General features: G+C 66.6%; 16 protein-coding genes. 7 read left to right on the top strand and 9 right to left on the bottom strand.

Annotation, left to right across the window (positions count from 1 at the left end):
• Nucleotides 1-79: 79 nt before the first annotated feature.
• From ABE463_RS09025 to ABE463_RS09015, 3 genes are all read right to left on the bottom strand, one after another.
• Nucleotides 80-1,273 carry an argininosuccinate synthase gene (locus ABE463_RS09025; protein ID WP_346467930.1) on the bottom strand — a complete coding sequence of 398 codons (1,194 nt, stop codon included), beginning with the start codon at nt 1,271-1,273 and terminating at the stop codon, nt 80-82.
• A gap of 92 nt (nt 1,274-1,365) precedes the next feature.
• The gene (locus tag ABE463_RS09020) at nt 1,366-2,376 is read right to left on the bottom strand and encodes an N-acetylornithine carbamoyltransferase (RefSeq protein WP_346467929.1); all 1,011 of its coding nucleotides are present in this window, start codon (nt 2,374-2,376) and stop codon (nt 1,366-1,368) included.
• Nucleotides 2,377-2,736: 360 nt separating this feature from the next.
• Nucleotides 2,737-3,309 (bottom strand): hypothetical protein, encoded by a 573-nt coding sequence (locus ABE463_RS09015; RefSeq protein WP_123730718.1) that lies wholly within the window; start codon nt 3,307-3,309, stop codon nt 2,737-2,739.
• 265 nt (nt 3,310-3,574) lie between these two features.
• On the opposite strand from ABE463_RS09015, the gene cysS reads away from it, so the two are divergent.
• The 3 genes from cysS to ABE463_RS09000 all read left to right on the top strand — a co-directional run bounded on the left by cysS (nt 3,575) and on the right by ABE463_RS09000 (nt 6,783).
• Nucleotides 3,575-4,942, top strand: a complete 1,368-nt coding sequence (gene cysS / locus ABE463_RS09010) for a cysteine--tRNA ligase (RefSeq protein ID WP_346467928.1) — start codon at nt 3,575-3,577, stop codon at nt 4,940-4,942.
• A gap of 150 nt (nt 4,943-5,092) precedes the next feature.
• The gene (locus ABE463_RS09005) at nt 5,093-5,533 is read left to right on the top strand and encodes a SufE family protein (RefSeq protein ID WP_346467927.1); all 441 of its coding nucleotides are present in this window, start codon (nt 5,093-5,095) and stop codon (nt 5,531-5,533) included.
• Nucleotides 5,530-6,783 (top strand): MFS transporter, encoded by a 1,254-nt coding sequence (locus tag ABE463_RS09000; RefSeq protein ID WP_259261500.1) that lies wholly within the window; start codon nt 5,530-5,532, stop codon nt 6,781-6,783. The genes ABE463_RS09005 and ABE463_RS09000 overlap by 4 nt, the downstream gene beginning before the upstream one ends.
• Nucleotides 6,784-7,780: 997 nt before the next feature.
• Here ABE463_RS09000 and dksA read toward each other — a convergent pair.
• Complete coding sequence (gene dksA, locus ABE463_RS08995) at nt 7,781-9,052, bottom strand: RNA polymerase-binding protein DksA (RefSeq protein ID WP_259261499.1); 1,272 nt, start codon at nt 9,050-9,052, stop codon at nt 7,781-7,783.
• A 271-nt stretch (nt 9,053-9,323) separates the two neighbouring features.
• Here dksA and yidD point away from each other — a divergent pair, with 271 nt between their 5' ends.
• The 3 genes from yidD to ABE463_RS08980 are packed head-to-tail and all read left to right on the top strand — an operon-like array spanning nt 9,324 to nt 11,773.
• Complete coding sequence (gene yidD / locus ABE463_RS08990) at nt 9,324-9,581, top strand: membrane protein insertion efficiency factor YidD (RefSeq protein WP_121038212.1); 258 nt, start codon at nt 9,324-9,326, stop codon at nt 9,579-9,581.
• Entirely contained in the window at nt 9,582-10,928 is a 1,347-nt protein-coding gene (locus ABE463_RS08985) for a dihydroorotase (RefSeq protein ID WP_282264030.1), read from the top strand.
• Nucleotides 10,928-11,773: a M23 family metallopeptidase gene (locus tag ABE463_RS08980; protein WP_346467926.1), complete on the top strand. Its 846-nt coding sequence runs from the start codon at nt 10,928-10,930 to the stop codon at nt 11,771-11,773. The genes ABE463_RS08985 and ABE463_RS08980 overlap by 1 nt, the downstream gene beginning before the upstream one ends.
• Nucleotides 11,774-11,804: 31 nt before the next feature.
• On the opposite strand, the gene ABE463_RS08975 is transcribed toward ABE463_RS08980, so the two are convergent.
• From ABE463_RS08975 to efp, 5 genes are all read right to left on the bottom strand, one after another.
• Complete coding sequence (locus ABE463_RS08975) at nt 11,805-12,512, bottom strand: squalene/phytoene synthase family protein (protein ID WP_346467925.1); 708 nt, start codon at nt 12,510-12,512, stop codon at nt 11,805-11,807.
• An 18-nt stretch (nt 12,513-12,530) separates the two neighbouring features.
• Nucleotides 12,531-13,214, bottom strand: a complete 684-nt coding sequence (locus ABE463_RS08970; RefSeq protein WP_346467924.1) for a phosphoglycolate phosphatase — start codon at nt 13,212-13,214, stop codon at nt 12,531-12,533.
• A complete protein-coding gene (gene ubiG, locus ABE463_RS08965) occupies nt 13,207-13,938 on the bottom strand; it encodes a bifunctional 2-polyprenyl-6-hydroxyphenol methylase/3-demethylubiquinol 3-O-methyltransferase UbiG (RefSeq protein ID WP_346467923.1) in 732 nt (243 codons plus the stop codon). Before ubiG ends, ABE463_RS08970 begins: the two co-directional genes overlap by 8 nt.
• Nucleotides 13,939-13,954: 16 nt before the next feature.
• A complete protein-coding gene (locus ABE463_RS08960) occupies nt 13,955-15,298 on the bottom strand; it encodes a TRZ/ATZ family hydrolase (RefSeq protein WP_123730709.1) in 1,344 nt (447 codons plus the stop codon).
• A 227-nt stretch (nt 15,299-15,525) separates the two neighbouring features.
• Complete coding sequence (gene efp / locus ABE463_RS08955; RefSeq protein WP_123730708.1) at nt 15,526-16,095, bottom strand: elongation factor P; 570 nt, start codon at nt 16,093-16,095, stop codon at nt 15,526-15,528.
• A 126-nt stretch (nt 16,096-16,221) separates the two neighbouring features.
• On the opposite strand from efp, the gene epmB reads away from it, so the two are divergent.
• Nucleotides 16,222-17,226, top strand: coding sequence for an EF-P beta-lysylation protein EpmB (gene epmB, locus ABE463_RS08950; RefSeq protein ID WP_346467922.1), 1,005 nt, complete (start codon nt 16,222-16,224; stop codon nt 17,224-17,226).

Here is a 17,226-nt window from a genome sequence, read left to right as displayed (position 1 = left end):
CCCTTGGTGTTCAAGGGGGCGCGCCAACGGCGCGGGGTTGAGGAAGAATGCGCGGGAGACGCGCGCGCAATTCAATCGCTCAGTGATTGACTTGCGCGTAAAGCGTCGAGCTCATGCCGAACAGCTTGATGAAGCCTTCGGCTTCTTCCACGCCCCAGTCCGCCGACTGTGCATAGGTGGCGCCCTTGGCGTTGAGCAGGTGCGGCGACTTCACGGCCACGGCATCCACACGGCCACCGCGGGTTTCCAGCACCACTTCACCGTTGACCTTGGTCTGCGAGGACTTCAGGAAGGCCTCGATGTCGGTCTTGAGCGGGTCGTGGTAGAAGCCTTCGTACACCAGCTCCACCCACTTGCGTGCCACGTCCGGTTTGAAGCGGTTCTGCTGCTTGGTCAGCACCGCATCTTCCAGCGCGCGGTGTGCGGCCAGCAGCGAGACCAGGCCCGGCGCTTCGAACACGATGCGGCCCTTCAGGCCGATCACGGTGTCACCGGTGTAGACGCCACGGCCAACGCCGTACGGGGCGAACAGCTTGTTGAGCTTGGCCAGGATCTGCTCACCGGCCAGCGCTTTGCCGTCCAGCTCGACGGCTTCGCCTTCGACGAACTTCAGGGTGACGGTGAGCGGCTCGACCGGCCATTCGCTGCGCGGCGCGCACCAGCCGCGGGCACCCTCGCCCGGCGCTTCCCAACGGTCGATCTCGCCGCCGGACATGGTCAGGCCGAGCAGGTTCTCGTTGATGGTGTAGGCCTGCTGCTTGGCACGCACGCCGAAGCCACGCTCTTCCAGGTACTTCTGCTCGTAGGCGCGGGTCTGGGTGTGTTCCTTCTGGATTTCGCGGATCGGCGCAACGATCTGGTAGTCGCCCAATGCCTTCACGGCCAGATCGAAACGGACCTGGTCGTTGCCCATGCCGGTGCAGCCGTGGGCAATGATGTTGGTGCCCAGTTCGGCGGCGCGCTTGAGCGCGGCATCCACGATCAGGTAGCGATCGGAGACCAGCAGCGGGTACTGGCCCTGGTAGCCTTCGCCGGCCCACACGAACGGCTTGACGAAGCCACTCCAGATCGCCGGGCCACCATCGACGGTGACGTGGGTGGTGACACCCAGCTCGGCAGCACGCTTCTCGATGAAATCGCGCTCTTCGTCATCCACGCCGCCGGTATCGGCGAACACGGTGTGCACGTTGTAGCCGCGCTCCTGCAGGTAAGGCACGCAGAAGCTGGTGTCGAGTCCGCCGGAGAAGGCCAGGACGATGTCTTTCTTGCTCATGGGGTCAGGGTCCAATTGGAAATGCGGTATTGATTGGGTTCTGGAGCCGGTAGAGCCACGCCATGCGTGGCTGCACCGTTGGATTCGTTCGATTACCGGCCGATCAGCGCCGACATGATCGCCTTCTGCACATGCAGGCGGTTTTCGGCTTCGTTGATCGCGATGCACTGCGCCGAATCCATCACGCCGTCGGTCGCCTTCACGTTGCGGCGCAGCGGCAGGCAGTGGCTGAAGACACCGTTGTTGGTGAGCGCCATCTTGGCTTCGTCGACGATGAAGTGCTTGTACTGGTCGCGGATCGGCTTCTCAGGCTCCCAGTTGCCGAAGAACGGCAGCGCGCCCCAGCTCTTGGCGTACACCACGTCCGCACCGGTGTAGGCGCTGGCGATGTCATGGCTGACCTGCAGCGAACCGCCGCTCTCGGCGACGTTCTGCTCGGCCCAGCCCATGTAGCGCTCATCCAGGATGTAATCCGGGGTCGGGCACAGCAGGGTCACGTCCATGCCCATGCGGGTGGCGATGGTCAGCGCCGAGTTGGCTACGGCGGTGTTCAGCGGCTTGGGATGGTAGGTCCAGGTCAGCACGTACTTCTTGCCGCGCAGGTCCTGGGTACCGAAGTGTTCCTGCAGCGCCATCACGTGGGCCAGTTCCTGGCACGGGTGGGTGATGGTTTCCATGTTGATCACCGGCACCGGCGAGTACTTGGCGAAGCTCTTGAGCACTTCGTCTTCGCGGTCCTTGGTCCAGTCGATGAACTTCGGGAAGGCACGCACGCCGATCAGGTCCACATAGCGGCCCAGCACCTTGGCTACTTCGGCGATGTGCTCCTCGGTGTCCCCGTCCATCACCGAGCCCAGGTTGAACTCGATCGGCCAGGCGTCTTTGCCCGGCTGCAGCACGATCGCGTGGCCACCCAGCTGGAACGCGCCCAGCTCGAAGCTGGTGCGGGTACGCATGGAGGGGTTGAAGAACACCAGGGCAATCGACTTGCCCTTGAGCTCGTCGCCCAGTTTGTTGCGCTTGAACAACGCGGCCTGGGTCAACAGGGCATCCAGGTCGGTGCGGCTCCAGTCCTGGGTGTTCAGGAAGTGCTTCAGGGACATCGATCGATCCTTTGCGGCTGGTTTTCCACCGTTTCCGGCGGAGGTTGGGGGCGCCGGGGCGCGTTCAGGGCTCAACAAAACGTATACAGATGAAACTTTTCAGATCGTAGAAACGAAAAAACCCAGCGCGGGGGCTGGGTTTTCCGAACAGACAGCACGAAGCTCCGGTTACCCAGCGAAAATGTGGGGTTCCGGTCGGCGGGCACGCGACGTCATGCCCGTAGCCATACGGGCGGCGCTGGTGTCGTGCTGGAAGTCGGTGAGTTTCATGGCCGCCCATCTTTGCATGCACCCGGGGTGGGTGCAAGGCCTGAATGGAAATTCAGGTTGAAGGCGTCGCCCGTGAGGCGACGGAAGGTGTCACGGGTTGGCGCCACCGGCCTGCTCGTTGCCCACCCAAGGGGTGATCGAGACCCGGATCTTGAGCCGGTTGCCCGGGTCTTCCGGCAGGCGGGAGCGGTACTTGGTGCCCTTGTAGACGTAGTCCACGTCGTAGGCGATCGGGCGGCGGAACTCGCGGCCGACCGGGATGATCTTGCAATCGCGGGTCAGCAGCGGCCCGGTATTGGCCGGCGGCTTCTCGACCACGACGGTCTCCTGATAGGCGCTCTCGTCGGTACTGCCATCCTCCCGGCGGAAGATCGAGCGCACCGAATCCATGAAGCGGCCGAAGCGGCCCTTGTCTTCCTGCGGCTCCTCGCCGGTGACGTTGACCGGTGCCAGGGTACGGGTGGAGACCGGCTCGCAGTGTTCCTCGGTGCGCGTCGCCCGCAGGGTCTGGAAGATGGGCTCCACGTTGAGCACCTGGGCGTAGTCGAACTTCACGTTCTCCACGATCACGACCCGGTTGCGCACCTCACTGTCCTGGGCGCACGCCCCGAAGGCGGCACTTCCGAGCACGCAGACCAGCGTCAACAACGAAGCGGATTTCATTGGCAACAGGGAAAAGGACAAGGGGGATAGTGTAGGCAGTGGCAGGCACAAGGGGCTGAACATTACCCGTCCGTGACGTTTCTGCCCATAGTCCGGACCGGCCCGCCGGCCGGAAGCCCGCAACGGCGGGCCTGTTGCCCCGAGCGCCACAGGTGTACCGGTGTCGTTTCAGTCAGATACCCGCCGACAGCCCCGCCCCGGCCACATCCCCCCAAAGCCCCCGACACGTTCTAAAATCGACCGCTTACCCCCGCCCCAGACCCTCATGACCCTGCGCCTGCACAACAACCTGACACGCCAGCTCGAACCGTTCACCCCGCTCGATCCGACCTGTCCGACCCTGTATGTGTGTGGCCCCACGGTCTACAACTACGTCCACATCGGCAATGCCCGTGGGCCGGTGGTGTTCGGGGTCCTGGCCGATCTGCTGCGACGCCGCTTCGGTGGCCTGCGCTATGCCCGCAACATCACCGACGTGGATGACAAGATCAACACGGCCGCACGCGAGCAGCAGGTTCCGATCAGCACCATCACCGACCGCTTCGCCGCCGCCTACCGCGAGGACATGGCCGCGCTGGGCGTGGTGCCGCCGGATATCGAGCCGGAGGCGACCGCGCACATCCCGAACATCGTCACCATGATCGAGCAGCTGATCACCAACGGGCACGCCTATGCGGCCGAAGGCCACGTGCTTTTCTCGGTGAGCTCCTACGCCGACTACGGCAAGCTCTCGCGCCGTGACCCGGACGAGATGCTGGCCGGTGCGCGCGTGGATGTCGCCCCGTACAAGCGCGACCCGGGCGATTTCGTGCTGTGGAAGCCGTCCAGCGACGATCTGCCGGGCTGGGCATCGCCCTGGGGCCGTGGCCGCCCGGGCTGGCACATCGAGTGCTCGGCGATGGCCGCCGCGCACCTGGGGCCGACCATCGATATCCATGCCGGCGGCGTGGACCTGCAGTTCCCGCACCACGAGAACGAGATCGCCCAGAGCGAGTGCGCGCATGGCGGGCAGACCTTCGCCCGGTTCTGGCTGCACAACGGCATGCTCAACTTCGGCGGCGCCAAGATGAGCAAGTCGATCGGCAACATCGAGCGCGTGCATGATCTGGTCCGCCAGCATGCCCCCGAGGCGCTGCGCTATGCGCTGCTGTCGGCCCACTACCGGCAGCCGCTGGACTGGTCCGATGCGCTGATCGAGCAGTCGGTGCGCACCCTGGACCGGCTGTACGGCACCCTGCGCGGTCTGGTCGAGGTGGACGCCGCTGCGGTGATTCCGACCGAGATCGAGGCCGCGCTGGATGACGACCTCAATACGCCGCAGGCGCTGGCCGAGCTGGCCCGTATCGCCGGTGAGGCACGCAAGGCTGCCGACGCCGACAAGGCGCACTGGAAGTCCGCGCTGCTCGGTGCCGGCCTGGCACTGGGCCTGCTGCAGCAGGATCCCGCAGCCTGGTTTGGCACCGCAGGCGGCAACGACGACGATGCGGCCATCCAGGGCCTGATCGACGAACGCGCCGCTGCCAAGCAGGCCCGCGACTTCGCCCGCGCCGATGCGATCCGCGACCAGTTGGCCGCCGAGGGCATCGTGCTGGAAGACACCGCCCAAGGCGTGCGCTGGTCGCGCAAGCGCTGACAGACCGCCCGGCTGACCGTCGGGCGCTACCCGACACCGCCCGATCCCCTGGGCGTTGCCATGACATCGCCCCGGCCACGGACGGCCGGGCTGCCTCCCCCCGCAACTGCACGGTCACCCACGGACGGCGAACACCGACCCGGAGCCCCCATGACCCCCACCTCCCCGTTCCCGCTCGAGCCCACCGCTGCTGACGCCCAGGCCGCCATCGCCGAGGAATTCGCCTTCTTCGGTGACTGGTCCGAGCGCTACCAGTACCTGATCGACCTCGGCCGCAAGCTGCCCACCTTCCCGAATGAGTGGAAGACCGAGGAGCACCGCCTGCTCGGCTGCCAATCGATGGTCTGGATCGTGCCGGACGGCAATGCCGAGGCGCTGCGCTTCCACGCGATCAGTGATTCGGCGATCGTCTCCGGGCTGATCTACCTGGCCCTGCGCGTCTACTCGGGCCGTTCGGCGGCCGAGATCCTGGCCACCGAGCCGAGCTACATCCAGGACATCGGGCTGTCGCGCCACCTGTCGCCGACCCGCAGCAACGGCGTCGCGGCGATGCTGGCCTTCATCCGCGACACCGCCCAAGCGCAGTCGTGACGCTCTCCGCCGATCCGCAGGAGCCGGACAGCGCCCTGCAGCTGCTGGCCCGCCCGGGCTTTTCGCTGGTGCTGGCGTACCGCATCTTCGCGATGCTCTCCTACCAGATCGTTGCGGTGACGGTCGGCTGGCATATCTACGAAGTCACCCGCAATCCGTTCTCGCTGGGCCTGGTCGGCCTGGCCGAGGTGCTCCCGTTCTTCTGCGTGGCGCCGTTCGCCGGCTATCTGGTGGACCACCTGCCCCGCCGCCGGCTGGGCATGGTCGCGTGCAGCGGGCTGGTGATGACCGCATTGGTGCTGACCGCGGTCGCCCAGGGCTGGCTGCCGTTCCACGGGGTGTGGCCGATCTATGCGGCGATCGCACTGACCGGCATGGTCCGCGCGTTCCTCTCGCCGATCTACAACGCACTGTTCGCCCGCGTGCTGGAGCGCACGCAGTACGCGCGTGGCGCGGGACTGGGCGCAGTGGTGTTCCAGACCGGCATGGTGGTCGGCCCGGCACTGGGCGGCGCACTGGTGGCGTGGGGCGGCAAGGGCGTGGCCTATGGCGTGGCGGTGGGCGTATCGCTGATCGCGCTGGGCTGCCTGGCGGCACTGCGGGTGTCCGAGCCGGTGCACACGGGTCCGGCGGCCCCGATCTTCAAGAGCATCGCCGAGGGCGGCCGGTTCGTGCTGGGCAACAAGATCATGGTCGGAGCGATGGCGCTGGACATGTTTTCGGTGTTGCTCGGCGGCGTGGTGGCGATGCTGCCGGCCTTCCTGCACGAGATTCTGCATCACGGCCCGGAGGGGCTGGGGGTGCTGCGCGCGGCGCCGGCGCTGGGCTCGGTGTGCGTGGGGCTGTGGTTGGCGCGTCGGCCGCTGCAGCGCAATGCGGGCCGTGTGCTGTTGTTCGCGGTGGCCGGCTTTGGTCTGTGCGTGATCGGGTTCGGGCTGTCGTCGAATTTCTGGCTGTCGGCGGCGATCCTGTTGTTCTACGGTGCGTTCGACGGTGTGTCGGTGGTGGTGCGTTCGACGATTCTGCAGTTGGCGACGCCGGAGGAGATGCGTGGTCGGGTGTCGTCGATCAATGGCATTTTCATCAGTTCGTCGAATGAGCTGGGTGCGTTCTATGCGGGCACGATGGCGAAGCTGTTGGGGCTGGTCCCGGCGGTGGTGCTGGGTGGCTTTGCGGTGTTGAGCGTGGCGGGCATTACGGCCTGGAAGAACCCGACGCTGCGGCGGTTGAACCTGCGCGATCTGCATTGACGGATTTCCTGCCTGGCTGATCGGCTGCCCGGTTGGTTGGCCGCTCGGCCGTTTGGCCGTTTGGCTAATTGACTGGCGCTGCGCGGTTGGGTTGCCGGGGCTGTGAGTCGGCGCCTGTTTATGCCTGGGGTTGGGCGGCCGGGCACCGCAGTGCAGGACCCGCCGTGAACCCATCCATGGGGGCTCGTAGTGCGGCATCCATGCCGCACACGGTCCTTCACTGCGCTACCCGTCCACCCATGGACAGTGGGTTGCTTGCGCGGAATCAACAGCGAAAAGCGAACGGCAAACAGCAGATAGCGGACGTCTCACGGCTTATCACTCACGGCGTACAGCGCCGGTTGATGGCTGTTGGCTGTTGGCTGTTGGCTGTTGGCTGTTAGCTGTTGGCTGTTGGCTGTTGGCTGTCAGCGCTTGGCTTTGGCTGTTAGCTGTTAGCTGCTGGCTTACGGCTTACGGCTTCGGCTTCCCTTCCGGGTGCCAGCGTATTGCGAATTACGAATTGCGCAATTCTCGGCGCGCCCGCCTCGCCGGTAGATTCACGCCATGCGTGGATATCGCGCGCACCGCTGCACAAGCATCCAGACCAGCGCGGTACCCAGGCAACCTTGGCGACTGACTCACAGCGTGTCGGAAGCGGGAGTCCAGGCTCTTCCTGCCGCCCACCCATGAACCTGTCGGGAGTGGGTCGGGTAGCCCGGTCCGGGACCGTGTGCGGCATGGGTCCGGCGCATGCGCCGGACGGGTTGGGCAGGACGCCCAACCCCGGCCTTGCCGTGCGTGCAGGATTGCACGCACGAGCAAGCCGCACTACGAGCCCCCATGGATGGGTTTACGGCGGGTCCCGGACCGGGCTGCCCGACCCACTCGGGCACCAGACAGCAAGGCGCCAACGCCCTTCGCGACCAACCCGAACCAACCCGAACCAAAAACAGACAGCCAAAAAAAACCCGGCCGAAGCCAGGTTTTTCGTAGAACAGCACAACCAACAGCGCGATCAGTCGCCCTGCTGCTTCTGCAGATGCTCCCAACGCTCCTGCGCATCGATCGTGCGCTCAGCGGTCAGGCGGGCTTCCAGACGATCCAGGCCAATCTCTTCGCCCGTATCCACACAGAAACCGTAATCGCCATCTTCCAGACGCTTCAGCGTGCTGTTGATCTTGCCGATCAGCTTGCGATAACGATCGCGGGTACGCAGTTCCAGCGAGTTCTCGGTCTCGCGGGTAGCGCGCTCGGCCTCATCGCCGATATCACGCACTTCTTCCTGCAGATTCGCGATGGTCTGCTTGGATTCCTCCACCAGATCATTGCGCCAGTGCTGCAGGCGCTGGCGGAAATACTCCAGCTGCAGCGGGCTCATGTATTCCTCTTCCGCGCTCGGCTTGTAACCGTCGGGCAGGATCGGACGACCGGTGGCTTCGTCAGTCTTGTATTCCACCACCTTGACCTTGGTGCGCGGTGCCGGGGCGGACGAGCGCGCTGCCACGGCAACGGCGACCTTGCCGACCGGACGCGACACGGGCTTGGGGGCGGACTCGGACTTGGCGGGGGTTTTTGCAGGCGATTTCGAAACGGGCACGGGATTCTTGTTTTGCGGGGCCTTGGAGGCGGGGGCCGCTGCGACCGGCGCCGGCGCGGAGGCCGGAGAGGTAACAGGTTTGGCCGCGCTCTTGGCCGGGACAGACTTGGCCGGGGCCGGCGATGCCGGCTTCGGTGCGGACTTCACTACAGGTGCTGCAACCGGCTTGGTGGCCGGCTTGGGTGCCACGGGCTTGCTGGCGGTCTTGCTGGCCTTGGCCGGCGTGGCCGGTGCCTGCTTGACTGCGGACTTCTTCGCCGGTGCCGGCTTGGCCGCCGGTTTGGCGACAGCAGGCGTCACGGTCTTCTTGGCTGCCGTCTTGCTGGCAGCGGCTTTCTTGACGGGCGCCTTGCTCACCGGCTTGCCTGCCGCGCGCTTGGCGGGCGTGGCAACCGGCTTGGCGACCGTCGACTTCTTGGCAACGACCTTCTTGGCGACGGTCTTCTTGGCCACCACCGTCTTGGCAGCAGGCTTCTTGGCGACAGCCTTCTTGACGGCCTTGGCCGGCGACGTGCTGGCCGCCTTTTTAACGGGTGCCGTCCTGGCCGCCGGTTGTTTGGATGCAGGCTTGCCAGCCGGCTTGGCGGCCGGCTTCTTGGCAACGGACTTGGCCGCCAACTTCTTTACAACAGGCTTGGCGGTTTTCTTGGCGGCCTTGACGGCCTTCTTTGCAGTTTTTTTAGCAGCCACGAAACGCTCTTCCTTGGATTCCCCGGGGCCCGGGAAAGCGGGCCTTTATAGCCTACCCGACCAGCAGCAGCAACCACACCGCCTACTCCGTTCAGCCCCGGAGTCGCAAGGCGTGCGACCGGCCCGCCTGGCAGGCGGGCCAACGTGCGCAGTTCGGTACCTGACCCGGCGACACGCCGGGGCGGCCCGTCGCGCGCGTGGGTGCGGACGGGTCCAACGCCCCATCCTGCGACAAATGCGCCCTTCATGCCAACTGGAATAAGATTGGGGGGTGATCTCACGCCTGCTCATCGCCCTGCTGCGCTTCTACAAGCGCTTCATCAGCCCGCTGCTGGGGCCGCGTTGCCGCTTCATGCCCAGCTGTTCTGAATACGCCATGCAAGCCATCGCCACCCATGGCCCCGCGCGCGGCAGCTGGCTGGCCGCGCGCCGGCTGGGCCGCTGCCATCCCTTCCATCCCGGTGGCATCGACGAGGTGCCCCCGCGCGCCGCGCATGACGCCACCTGCCGCTGCACAGGAAAACACTGAATGTCCTCCACGCTCATCGTCAACGCCCGCCTGGTCAACGAAGGCACCATCACCCAGGGTGACCTGCGCATCGAAGATGGCCGCATCGCGCAGATCGGCCCCGGTTTGGATGCCCGCCCCGGCGAAACCGTCGTCGACGCCGCCGGCCGCTGGCTGCTGCCGGGCATGATCGACGACCAGGTCCATTTCCGTGAGCCCGGCCTGACCCACAAGGGCGACATCGCGACCGAATCGGCCGCGGCCGTCGCCGGGGGCCTGACCAGCTTCATGGACATGCCCAACACCAACCCGCCCACGCTCAACGCCGAGATCCTGCAGTCCAAATACGATGCCGCCGCCGGCCGCGCACGCGCCAACTACGGCTTCTACATGGGCGCCAGCAACGACAACCTGGCCCACATCCAGTCGCTGGATCCCAAAACCGCGCCGGGCATCAAGGTGTTCATGGGCGCCTCCACCGGCAACATGCTGGTCGACAACCCGGAAACGCTCGATGCGATCTTCCGCGATGCGCCTACGCCGATCATCACGCACTGCGAAGACACGCCGATGATCGATGCCAAGGCCAAGGAGTACGCCGAGAAGTATGGCGATGCCCTGAGTGCCGAGCAGCACCCGGACATCCGCTCGCGCGAGGCGTGCCTGAAGTCCTCCGAGCTGGCCGTGTCGCTGGCCAGGAAGCACGGCACCCGCCTGCACGTGCTGCATATCTCCACCGCCGATGAGCTGGCCCTGTTCGAACGCGGCCCGCTGATCCGCGCCGATGGCAGCCGCAAGCAGATCACCGCCGAAACGTGCATCCACTTCCTGCGTTTCGACCGCAGCGATTACGCGCGGCTGGGCAACCTGATCAAGTGCAACCCGGCGATCAAGGAAGCCAGCGACCGCGAAGCGCTGACCCGCGCCGTGGCCGATGACGTGATCGACGTGCTCGCCACCGATCATGCGCCGCACACCTGGGAAGAAAAGCAGAAGCCCTATGCACAGGCGCCGTCCGGCCTGCCGCTGGTGCAGTACGCACTGGTCGCCGCGCTGGAACTGGTGCACGAAGGCAAGCTGGAGATCACCCAGGTCGTGCAGAAGTTCGCGCACGCACCGGCGCAGCTGTTCGATGTCAGCCAGCGTGGCTACCTGCGCGAAGGCTACTTCGCCGATCTGGTGCTGGTCGAAGACGTGCCGTTCACCGTCAAGCGCGAAGATGTGCTGTCCAAGTGCGGCTGGTCGCCGTTTGAGGGCACCACCTTCCGTTCGCGCATCGCCTCGACCTGGGTCAACGGGCAGTTGGCGTGGGATGGCGAGAAGCTGGTGGGCTCGCCGAACGGCCAGCGCATGAGCTTCGACCGCTGATGCGGGCACGGGTGTTGAGCGCGGCCCTGGCGGCCGCAGGCGTCGTGACGATGGGCAGCCTGCTGCCCTCGCCCGCCGTGGCCCAGGCCGACGCGCGCGTGGTGTTTCCGGCCAGCGCCTCGCAGGGCGCGATGGTGATCGGCAAGGTGCCGGCCGGCAGCGTCGTGCAGTACGGCGGCCGCACCCTGCGCGTGAGCGGGTACGGCAGCGTGGTGTTCGGTATCGGCCGCGATGAGAAAGGTCCGTTGCAGGTGCAGGTGACGCGTCCGGACGGCGGCACTGAAACGGCCAGCATCGCGGTCACCCCGCGTGACTGGCCGACCGAGCGCGTCAACGGCGTGCCGCCGAAGACGGTCAATCCGCCGCCGGCGATTGCCGAGCGGATCAAGCGTGAGCAGGCGCAGGTCACCGCCGCGCGTGCCCGCGATGACAATCGCGCCGACTTCGCACAGGCCTTCATCTGGCCGGTGCAGGGCCGCATCAGCGGCCGCTTCGGCAATGCGCGCGTCTATAACGGCCAACCCGGTTCGGGCCACTCCGGCATGGACATCGCGGTGCCGACCGGCACCCCGGTGAAGGCACCGGCCGCAGGGGTGGTCACCTTCGCTGGCCCGGACCTGTATTTGACCGGCGGCACGCTGCTGCTGGATCACGGCTTCGGGATCAGTTCGAATTTCCTGCACCTGTCGCGCATCGACGTGAAAGTCGGCGACCGCGTCGAGCAGGGCCAGGTGATCGCCGCTGTCGGTGCGACCGGTCGTGCGACCGGCCCGCACCTGCATTGGGGCATGAACTGGTTCGATACCCGCATCGACCCGCTGCTGGTGCTGGAACGCGGAAAGTAACGGAGGGCCGGCCGCTGGCCGGCACCCACGCTCAGCCTCGCGCAGCCCACCAGGTCCGCCACAGCGTACGCATCGGCGTGGCCTGGTACTGGCGGTCCTGCGCCCAGGTCTGCTGGCGGGCACGGGCCAACGCGGCGTACAGCCGGCGGGGACGCGGGCCGGCAACCCGCGCCGGCCACTTCGCCAGCAGCTGCTGCGCCCACTTGCGCGGTGCCGCGGTGTCATCCTCGGCCAGCAGCGAACGCGGAATCGCGGCGACGCCACTCTCGTGCAGCCGCTGGGCCAGGGTCTGCACCAGCACCGCGGTGGCGACATCGCCACGCGCCGGGGTATCGAACATCACCGCTTCGACCGCGGCCACGGCGGCCGCATAGGCCTGCAACGCGCGCAGCGCCTGCGCCGGATCGATCGGCACCGCACGCGCTTGGATCAGATCGGGCAAGGTCTCGGCCAGCTGCGCCCACGGCGCGCGCACCGGCTCGAGCACACGGCCCAGCGGATGGCGCGAGCGCTGTGCGGACCAGCTGCGCAGCTCTTCACCCCACCACGCCAGTTTGGCGTCGGACGGCATCGGGTCGCCGGCGGTATTGAGGATGTCGTCAAACTCCTGCAGCAGCGAGAACCACGCCACCACCAGGGTGCGCTGGTGCTCGGGCACGAAGCGTTCGGCCACCTGCCACTCGGGCCAGCGGGTCCGCCACTTGTCCAGGAAACTGTCCAGGGCGCTGGGAGTACTCACGGTGTATTCCTTGAAAGGCTAGAGCGTGCGCGGAAGCGGCCACGCCTTGGCATGTTGCAGGTGTTCGGGACGTGCGATCAGCGTGTCGGCGCCCCAGGCCATGGGATCGTCGGCATCGAGCCGATAGCCCCACAGCGCGGCGACCGAGGCCATGCCGGCGGCGTTGGCGGCGACGATGTCGCGCTCGTCATCGCCCACGTAGATACACGTGCCCGGGGTGATGCCCATGCGCTCGGCGGCGGCCAACAGCGGCAGTGGGTGCGGCTTGCGCTGGGCCAGGGTGTCGCCGCCGATCAACACCTTGCAGCGCTGTTGCCAGCCCAGCTGCGGCACGATCAGCCGGGCCAGATACTCGGGCTTGTTGGTGACGATGCCCCACGCGCAGCCGGCCGCATCGAGCGCGTCGAGCATGCCGGCGATGCCATCGAACAGCACGGCATGCTGGCCGATCAGGCCTTCGTAGCGCGCCAGAAACTCTGGCACCAGCGCATCACGCGCGTCCTGCCCCAGCTCGGGAAACGCCACCGAGACCATCGCACGCGAGCCCTTGGAGACCACCGGGCGCAGCGCGTCCAAGGTGATCGGCGCACGCTCGCGTTCGGCCAGCATCGCGTTGGCGGTGGCCAGCATGTCCGGGGCGCTGTCCAGCAGGGTGCCGTCCAGATCGAACAGCACCGCCGGCGGGAAACCGGACTCAGACACGTGCCGCGTCGTCCGGCTTGACCGCGTAGGCCAGGTAATTGATGTCGGTGCGCGTGCTCAGGCGGGCACGGTTGCGCCACGGCTCATAGGCCATGCCACTGACGTCGCGCAGGTTGAAATCAGCCTCACGCAGCCACTTGCCCAGCTCGGCCGGCTTGATGAAATCCTGGTAGTGGTGCGTGCCCTTGGGCAGCAGCCGCGCCACGTATTCGGCACCGACGATCGCCACGGCGAACGCGGCCGGGGTGCGGTTCACGGTGGACAGGAACAGCTGGCCGCCCGGCTTGAGCAGGCGATGGCAGGCGGCGATGATCGCGCCCGGGTCCGGCACGTGCTCGAGCATTTCCATGCAGGTCACCACATCGAAGCTGCCCGGCTGTTCGGCGGCCAGGTCTTCAGCGGCCTGCACGCGGTAGTCGACCGTGACGCCCGACTCCAGCCCGTGCAGGCGGGCGACCTTGACCAGTTCCGGGGCCAGGTCGATCGCGGTGACGTCCGCGCCTTCCTTGGCCAGCGCTTCGCTGAGCAGGCCGCCACCGCAGCCGATATCAAGTACGCGGGCGCCGCGCAGGGTGACGCGCTGGGCGACGTACTGCAGGCGCACCGGGTTCAACGCGTGCAGCGGCTTCTGCGGGCCATCGACGTCCCACCAGCGGTTGGCGAGCGCGGCGAACTTGTCCAGTTCGGCCTGATCGAAATTGGTGGAAGCTTGGGGGGTGTTCATGGGGATCCTTGATGCATCAAGCACGGATGTGTCGGATACGCTCGCGCCACTGGCGGGCGTTGGCGACGATCGCGGCGGTGTCCATGCCGACCAGTTCGCGCTGGACCAGCTTGGGCTGGCCCGCGATCCAGACATCGCTGACCTGGTGGCGGCCGGCGGCGTAGACAAGCTGCGAGAGCACATGGTGCAGCGGTTGGGTTTCCAGCGCGGAGAGATCCACGCAGACCAGATCGGCCTGCTTGCCGACCTCGATCGAGCCGATACGGTCGCCGAAGCCCAGCGCGCGTGCGCCGCCCAGGGTGGCCGCACGCAGCGTGGTGGCCGCGTCCAGCGCGGTGGCGTCATTGGCCACGGCCTTGGCCAGGATCGCCGCGGTCCGGTTCTCGCTGAACATGTCCAGGTCATTGTTGCTGGCACAGCCATCGGTGCCGATCGCCAGGTTCACACCGGCGCGCTGCAGCGCGCAGGCCGGGCAGAACCCGGAGGCCAGCTTGAGGTTGGATTCGGGGCAATGCACCACGCTGACGCCGCGCTCGGCGCACAGATGGATCTCAGCCTCGGTCAACTGGGTCATGTGCACCGCGATCAGGCGGTCGTTGACCAGGCCGAGCCGATCCAGACGCGCCAGCGGACGCTGGCCATGCAGCTTGATCGAGTCGCTGATTTCCTGCGCGGTTTCATGCGTGTGCAGGTGCACCTGCATGTCCAGCTGGTCGGACAGCATGCGCACGCGTTCGAAGTTCGCGTCGTTGACGGTATACGGCGCGTGCGGGGCGAACGAGGTGCCGATCAGCGGATCGTTGCGCCACTGGTCGTGCAGCTCGCCGGCCTTGGCGAAGTACTCGTCGTCGGTCTTGGCCCAGGCGGTCGGGAAATCGATGATCACCGCACCGACCAGCGCACGGAACCCGTGCTGCTTGTAGACGGCGGCCTGGACGTCGGAGAAGAAGTAATTTTCGTTGGCGCAGGTGGTACCGCCGCGCAGCATCTCGGCGATCGCCAGGGTGGTGCCGTCGGCCACGAACTCCGGCCCGATCACCGCCGCTTCCACCGGCCAGATGTGCTGCTGCAGCCAGACCATCAGCGGCAGGTCGTCGGCGACGCCCCGCAGCAGGGTCATGGGATTGTGGGTATGCGCGTTGACCAGACCCGGCATCAGCGCCGCGTCCGGTCGGGACACGGTCTGCTTGGGCGCAAAGCGCTCGCGCGCTTGCGCACGCGGCAGGATCGCGATGATCTCACTGCCACGCACGGCCACGGCATGGTCTTCCAGCACCACCGCATGCGGCTCGATCGGGACCACGTAACCGGCTTCGATCAACAGGTCACAGGCTTCGGGAATGCGGGCGGTGTCGGTCATGCGGGCTCACTTTGCTGGAGAAACAGGTCAGCCTACGGCAGGGCCTACCTCGAACCTTCAGAAGACCGGTCCCATGCTGGACGGCTACCGCGATGCTTCTGGAGGACTGGCCCCTGGGTCAGGGGCGGCCGCGAAGCGGCGGAGTGTGGATGCTGGTGAGTTGGGGCCCACGATCCGCGGCGCGGATCGTGGGAGCGCCAGCGCGAATGCGCTGCCGCCTACCCGGATTACTTGCCTGCGCGTGCGGAGTATTCGCCCGAGCGGGTGTCGACCTTGATGATTTCATCCTGGTTGACGAACAGCGGCACGCGGACCACGGCGCCGGTTTCCAGGGTGGCCGGCTTGCCGCCGCCGCCCGAGGTGTCGCCACGGACGCCCGGATCGGTTTCGGTGATCTTCAGTTCCACGAAGTTCGGCGGCTGCACGAAGATAGGCTCGCCGTTCCACAGCGTCACGATGCAGACTTCCTCGCCCTTCAGCCACTTGTCCGCACCACCCATGCCGGCCTTGGTGGCCTGGACCTGCTCGAAGGTTTCCGGGTCCATGAAGTGCCAGAACTCGCCGTCGCTGTACATGAAGTCCATGTTGGTATCGACAACATCGGCCTTCTCCACGTCGTCGGTCGCCTTCATGGTCATTTCGACCACGCGGCCCGACTTGATGAAGCGGTACTTCATGCGGGTGAAGGCCTGGCCCTTGCCCGGCTTGACGTATTCGGTCTCAGTGATGACGGCCGGTTCGTTGTTGATCAGGATCTTCATCCCGTTCTTGACATCGTTCATGCCAACAGTGGCCATGCTGAAACTCCTGAATGGGCAAACGCCGCGCAGGCGCGGCGAGCCGGATAGAATGGGAAATCCCACCGACACCGGTGGGGTGACTCGATATTTCTGACCCACATGATAACCGCAGGCCCCCATTCCATGCAGCTTTCCGCCATGCCCCTGGCCGCCCCCGTCCGCTGGCAGCAACGGTGGCGCGAGGCGATCCGCGACCCGCGCGAGCTGCTGCGGCAGCTGGGGCTGGATCCGGTGGCGCTGGGGGTCTCTGACGAGGCGACCGGCCAGTTCGCGGTGCGCGTGCCGCAGGGCTTCGCGGCCCGGATGCGCCATGGCGACCGGCATGACCCCCTGCTCCGGCAGGTACTGCCGATCACCGACGAGCTGAAGGTCGTGCCCGGCTTCAGCCTGGACGCGGTCGGCGATGGCGCGGCCAAGAAGGCCACGGGGGTCATCCAGAAGTACCGTGGCCGTGCCCTGCTGGTCACCACCGGCAGCTGCGCGATCAACTGCCGCTACTGCTTCCGCCGCCATTTCGACTATGGCACCGAAAACGCGGCCCGCGAGGGCTGGCGCGATGCGGTCGATGCGATCGCGCAGGACCCGGACATCGACGAGGTGATCCTGTCCGGCGGCGACCCGCTGTCGCTGGCGACCCACAAGCTGGTGGAGCTGACCCAGGCCCTGAAGCAGATTCCGCACCTGCGCCGCCTGCGCATCCACAGCCGCCTGCCCGTGGTCCTGCCCGAGCGCGTGGATGAGGAGCTGGTGCAGTGGATCGCCTCGCTGCCGTGGCCGGTGGCGTTCGTGATCCATGCCAACCACGCCAACGAATTCGATGCGACCGTGGATGCTGCAATGGCGCGCCTGCGCGCGGCCGGCGCCACCCTGCTCAACCAGGCGGTGCTGCTGCGCGGGGTCAACGATTCGATCCAGGCGCTGCAGGCGTTGAGCGAGCGCAGTTTCGCGGCGGGCGTGCTGCCCTATTACCTGTATCAGGTGGACCGGGTCGAAGGCGTCGCCCATTTCGAAGTGGCCGACGACACCGCCAAGGACCTGCATGCACAGCTGACCGCACGCCTGTCCGGCTACCTGGTCCCCAAGCTGGTCCGCGAGATCTCCGGCGACAGCAGCAAGCGCCCGGTCTAG

It is taken from the genome of Stenotrophomonas sp. TWI819 (assembly GCF_039673075.1).
GTDB classification, from domain to species: Bacteria; Pseudomonadota; Gammaproteobacteria; order Xanthomonadales; family Xanthomonadaceae; genus Stenotrophomonas; species Stenotrophomonas rhizophila_B.
Note: the sequence above shows the minus strand (reverse complement) of the source record. Positions and strands in the feature narration are given on the sequence as shown.